Below are 4,094 nucleotides of genomic sequence, written 5' to 3' on the forward strand. Positions count from 1 at the left end.
GAACGCCGGCTGACGTTCAGCGAGCCCATACCGGACCTGCACGTCCTGCTCGCCGAAGCCCTCGACTTCGAGCTTGCAGGACCCGGCTTGTATGCGGTCGATGACCGCCGCTACTACATTCGCGTGCGCGACGCCGGCCGGACCTTCGTTCGCGACGCGGACGGTCGAAAACAGCTCCTGGCAACCCCCGGCGTCGATAATGCCCTCACCTACGAGATCCTGTTCTGAAGATGACTGTCGGGCTCACGAGCAAATGCCCACCCCGGGAACCGGCGCTGTCGTGCATCAGCCTGTTTGCATGCGCACTGCTGGCATGGACGCCGTCCGTCGGCGTCGGTCAGGCCCCACTTCCCCGTACCGCCGATTACTACTACCAGATCACCCCCTTACCGGTACCGGACGACATCGAACTGGAGGTGGGCGGTCTTGCGACCCTGCCGAACGGAAACCTGGGGGTGGCAACCCGGCGTGGCGATCTGTTCATTGTAGAAAACCCCGCCGGCGAGGACTCCGCGCCGCATTTCCGGCTATTCGCCAGCGGCCTGCACAAGGCGCTCGGACTCGCCTGGCGGAACGGCGCATTCTATTCCGCGCAGCGAGGCGAGCTGACGAAAATCACGGACACGACCGGGAACGGGCGGGCCGATGTGTACGAAACCGTCTTCTCCTGGCCCCTTTCCGGACATTATCACGAATACTCCTTCGGACCGGTATTCGCACCCGACGGCAGCATGTTCGTCACCCTCAATGTCGCCTTCGGCATAGGCAATACGGGCTGGTGGCGAGGTGAGAGCCCGGTAACCTGGCGCGGCTGGGCCCTGCGCATCGGCGAGGACGGGACCGTCCAGCCGTGGGCTACCGGGCTGCGTTCTCCGGCGGGATACGGCATGGTCGACGGCGAGTTCTTCTATTCCGAGAACCAGGGCGACTACGTGGGCTCCGGGTTCATCACCCACCTGGAACGAGGCGACTTCGCCGGTCACCCGGCCGGGCTGAACTGGTCCGGTCATCCGCTGTCGCCCGTGGAACTGACCCACGAGGCGTTGTACGAGTTGGTGGCGCCGCGTTTCCCGCGGCCCGACCAGCCGCCCGTCCAGCCTCGAAACATAGAGGACGAACCGCTGATTACCCTGGCATCCGTCGCCGCCGTGCTGCCCGATTTCAAGCTGCCGGCCGTGTGGTTGCCCCACGGCATACTCGGCACGTCCTCATCGGAGATTCTCGTCGATGACACCGGCGGCCGTTTCGGCCCCTTCGCCGGACAACTGCTGGTTGGCGACCAGGGACAGAGCACGGTCAACCGGGTCTTCCTGGAAAAGGTGAACGGCGTCTATCAGGGCGCTGCCTTCCCGTTCCTCAGCGGCTTCTCCTCCGGCGTGCTGCGGCTGGCCTGGGGCCACGACGGCAGCCTCTACGTCGGTCAGACCAGCCGCGGCTGGGGATCGACGGGAGGGGAAAATTTCGGCCTGGAGCGGGTCGTCTGGAGAGGCGATGTCCCCTTCGAGATGAAGGCCGTGCGCGCCATGCCGGACGGCTTCGAGATCGAGTTCACGAATCCCGTGGCGCGCGAGACGGCCTTGAGGCTGGCCAACTACCAGATCACCAGTTTCATCTACAAGTACCATGTGGTTTACGGCAGCCCGGTGGTCGACGACCAGCGGCACCGCATACTCGGCGCCGCCTTGTCCGAAGACGGCTCCCGTGTACGCCTCGCCGTCGAGAACCCGCGCCGCCACTACATTCACGAGATCCTGCTGACCGGCATCCACGCTGCCGAAGACGGCGAGCCGCCGCTGCACAATTCGGCCTACTACACGCTGAACGAGATTCCCGGCGGTGAGTTCATGACCGTCGCCGAACCGGTGGCGGAGCCGGTGCCGGCGCTGGAACCGGTGACCGCGCTGGCCGCCGCGGTTTTGCCGGGAAGCAGACCATCGGACGCCGCGTCCGGTGAAGCGGGGACATTCGGGCGCATCGCCGTTCAACCCGCGGACTGGGGCCTGCCGGACACCGTGCTCACCCTCGGCACCGTGCCGGGCCTTCTCTACGACCTTACCGAAATGACCGTGCGCGCCGGCGAGCGCGTAAAGCTGATATTCGACAACTCGGACGACATGCCGCACAACTTCCTGCTGGTGACGCCCGGCGCCGCCGACAAGGTCGGCGAGACGGCCCTGAAGATGGGTATTCGCGGGCCGGGCAGAGACTATGTCCCGGACATGCCCGAGGTGCTGTACTACACCAAGCTGGTCGAGCCGGGACAATCCGACACGATCTATTTCACCGCGCCCACCGAGCCGGGACTCTACGAATACGTATGCACCTATCCGGGCCACTACCTCCTGATGCGGGGTGTTCTACGGGTCATTTGACGGCCGGGACAACTCTCTCGCCTCGCTGGTGCTCCATCAATCTTGCAACGCCGTATCAGCGCGCCGTTCGGTTCCTCCAAGAGACGCGGATTTTCACGTCGCACCGCTCGCCGGGCGCCCGCTCCGGTCAGTGTCCCACGACCGGGTTTGTGAGCGTGCCGATACTCTCGACGGTGCAAGCCGCCACATCGCCCCTTCCGCCCCGGTCGGATACATCGTGCAGCAGCGTGTAACCGAAAATGAAATTCTCGGCGTCTTCCGGTGAAACGCGGCTTGCAGCGGTGCCGATCACGGCCGCGAACTCGCATTCATAGTCGAGATTGTGCCGTTGCGGCATCATCCGGATGGCCTCCCCGTCCGCGATGATCGTGCTGGGCAACTTGATGAAAACGTAGGGGTTCTGCCGGGTATCGTCCGGCGCCCGCTCCCAGATGCCGGCGATGGAGCCCGGAGGCGGGCCTTCGATCGGCCCGTCCATTTCCTCGGCGTGATCGGAGTAGTTGGAACCCGCGGCATACATGATATTTGGCATCAGCGGGGGCAAGACCTTTACCGAGTCGACGGCCTTGACGTAAGCAGCCTGGGTTCCGCCGTTCGGGGACGCGGCAGCCGCAATGGCTTGCAATCTTGGTCTCAGCTCTGCATAGCGAACGATTAGTTCCGTCATGTCATCGGGAATAGTCCCTTGTCCACCAGGCAATGCGTCGTTGGCTTGAGCGATGTCGACTACCAGGCTGTCATCCAGCACGATCCCAAGGTACGGCTCGGCTCCGTCTGCAAAGGTGCCCAGTTTGAACGTCACCGTGTCCTGAGCGTTCAGACAGTTCGGGCTTGACAGGACGACCAGTACGGGGACTATCCATTCGGTTTTCATTGGCGAACCTCCGCCTGATGAGGCATGGGCGTTTGTCGGGACCAGTCATGGTAGTGTATTACGGTCACGGACTGTCTCTGACCCGAAAATTACACCATGGTTCGTTGTGATGGAGCACTAGATGCGTGCCGGTAAATCGTGTGCTGTCGCGCTCCTGCTGGCGGCGACCGTACTTTCCGCCATCCCTGCGGCGAGCCAGACTCCACAGTCAGCACTGGTCAATCAGCGCTCCCAGGAAACCCTGGAGGCGGCGCGGGCTGCGTCTCCGCATACCCCTGACAGCGCCTACGCATACTTCAGTGACGAAGCCGAAGCAGTGATGGCGAGGGCAGGCGAACGCGTGTGGGATCCGACCCAACCACGTGAGGAGCCGCCTCGTACGGGCTGGGGAACTCCGGACCTGCAGGGTTACTGGTTGAACGTTTCGTATACGCCTCGTGAACGCCCGGAGGAACTCGGAGACAAGGCGCTCTATACGGTGGAAGAGGCTGTCCAGGCATTTCGGATAGCCGTCGCCCGGGATGCCTCGGTCGACCCGGCAACCGTCCACTACGACTGGACGGAGTTCGGTATGGACAATTGGCAAAGCCCCATCCGGCCGAATCGCAGGACGTCACTCGTGGTGGATCCTCCGACCGGACGATTTCCGCCATTGACCCCCGAGGGAATGGCGCGGCGCCGCGCGCCGGACCAGGGGGGCTTGACCATCGACACCCGTGGCCTGTTCGAGCGCTGCATCACCGGAAACCAGGGACCGCCGAGACTGCCCATCAGGCAGAACACCGGTGAATCCCAGATCATTCAAACTCCCGATCACGTGGTGATGATCACCGAGGCAAACAGTGAGG

4 protein-coding genes are annotated in these 4,094 nt (G+C 63.6%); 3 read left to right on the forward strand and 1 reads right to left on the reverse strand.

The genetic code is table 11. From position 1 onward, the window contains the following. Both OXG98_06845 and OXG98_06850 read left to right on the forward strand, forming a co-directional pair. Positions 1–228, forward strand: a 228-nt coding sequence (locus tag OXG98_06845; GenBank protein MCY3771720.1) for a hypothetical protein, incomplete at its 5' end; no start/stop codon positions are given. Positions 229–230: 2 nt separating this feature from the next. Further along, a complete protein-coding gene (locus OXG98_06850) occupies positions 231–2,372 on the forward strand; it encodes a plastocyanin/azurin family copper-binding protein (GenBank protein MCY3771721.1) in 2,142 nt (713 codons plus the stop codon). A 127-nt stretch (positions 2,373–2,499) separates the two neighbouring features. Here the strand turns inward: OXG98_06850 and OXG98_06855 are convergent, their stop codons facing one another. After that, positions 2,500–3,246: a fumarylacetoacetate hydrolase family protein gene (locus OXG98_06855; protein ID MCY3771722.1), complete on the reverse strand. Its 747-nt coding sequence runs from the start codon at positions 3,244–3,246 to the stop codon at positions 2,500–2,502. Between the two features lie 121 nt (positions 3,247–3,367). Between OXG98_06855 and OXG98_06860 the strand changes: the two genes are divergently transcribed. Continuing rightward, the coding region (locus OXG98_06860; GenBank protein ID MCY3771723.1) for a hypothetical protein at positions 3,368–4,094 on the forward strand (727 nt) is incomplete at its 3' end.

The organism is Gemmatimonadota bacterium, assembly GCA_026706345.1.
Taxonomy (GTDB): Bacteria; JAAXHH01; JAAXHH01; order JAAXHH01; family JAAXHH01; genus JAAXHH01.